Source organism: Nocardioides ginkgobilobae, from assembly GCF_054781275.1.
Genome location: NZ_BAAGUS010000051.1, coordinates 1 through 1,255, shown reverse-complemented (window position 1 = coordinate 1,255; position 1,255 = coordinate 1). Strand labels below are relative to the sequence as shown.

The window sequence follows — 1,255 nt, the reverse complement described above, 5'->3', positions numbered from 1 at the left end:
CCATCTGCCCGTCAGGGGCGTAGCCATCGCCGACCACTCGCGGAGCATCTGCGAAACCGACGGTTTCGAGGTCGCGCAGTAGGGCGAGCACTGATGGTGCCGAAGGACCGGCGGACCTCCAGACGATGTCGCCGGTGCGTGTCGCGTCGGCGGCAACGCGTTCCGCTAACTTATGGCCGCGGCGGTTGAGCAGGACAAGCGCGGCGGCGCGATCTTTGCATCCGGAGCGGTGTGAGGCGTCTGCCGGGGGCCGGGCGGGCTCAGGCGTGGGCGACCAGCCATGCCACGACGTCGGCGGTCACATCGTCGCGATTGAGCTCGTTGAAGATCTCGTGCCGAGCGCCGGGGTAGGTCCTCACCGTGACGTCGGTCAGCCCAGCGTCGCGATAGCGCTGACCGAGCAACTCGACGAGCTGTCCTCCTCCAGCAAGCGGGTCGTCCGTGCCGGAGGCGATCAGGAGGGGCAGGTCCGGCCGCACGCCTTCGGGAACCACGAGCTGCCCTGCGGGGGCAAACAGCGACGGCACTGTCCACTCGGGCAGGTCGAAGCCGCACAGCGGGTCGGCGACGTACTTGTCGACCTCGGCCTCATCGCGCGAGAGCCACTCGTAGCCCGTGCGGTGCTCGAACGCGGCGTTGAAGGCTTCGAGCCCGGCTGGGCCGTCCTTCGGGGCGTCGGCCATGGCGGCCGCGAGCGCGTCCAAGGCCGTCGAGCCGGACAGCACCACGCCGGCGTACTGGTCCGAGTGCTCAAGGAGCACCACCTGCGCGGCGAAGGACCCCATCGAATGCGCCACTATGAACACCGGGAGGCCCTCCCCTGCGAGCGAGGCGCCGTACGACGCGACGTCGGCGATGACTCCGTCGAAGCCCGCATCGCCGAAGTCGCCTGGGGCCGCGTGGATCGAGCCGCCGTGCCCGCGGTGGTCGGTGGCGCGGACGAGGAAGCCCGCCTGATTCAGCGCGGTCGCGAGGCGGTCGTAGCGCGCGGAGTGCTCAGCCAGTCCGTGGGCGACCTGGACGACGCCACGGGGCGAGTCCGCAGCGGGGACGGCGTCCCACGAGTACGTCGCCAACTCGATTCCGTCGATCGCGGAGCGGAAACTGCCAGTGTTGTACGTCATGTCCTCAACCTAGCTGCGCGAGAGGCGCAACCGAGCGAATCCGAGACGACATGCTTGCTCGGATCGCCGCCGTCTTGGATGCCGCCGGCAGGACACCGCGGCCGGAGCGCGAGTACGTCGCCACCAGTCGC

General features: G+C 69.8%; 1 protein-coding gene. It reads right to left on the bottom strand.

Annotation, left to right across the window (positions count from 1 at the left end; genetic code table 11):
- Window positions 1-260 precede the first annotated feature (260 nt).
- Window positions 261-1,124 carry an alpha/beta fold hydrolase gene (locus tag ACYVID_RS18145; protein ID WP_191280264.1) on the bottom strand — a complete coding sequence of 288 codons (864 nt, stop codon included), beginning with the start codon at window positions 1,122-1,124 and terminating at the stop codon, window positions 261-263.
- Window positions 1,125-1,255: the final 131 nt, after the last annotated feature.

Excerpts from the sequence above, each read along its gene's own strand:
- ACYVID_RS18145 (WP_191280264.1), bottom strand. The coding sequence starts at position 1,124 with ATGACGTACAACACTGGCAGTTTCCGCTCCGCGATCGACGGAATCGAG.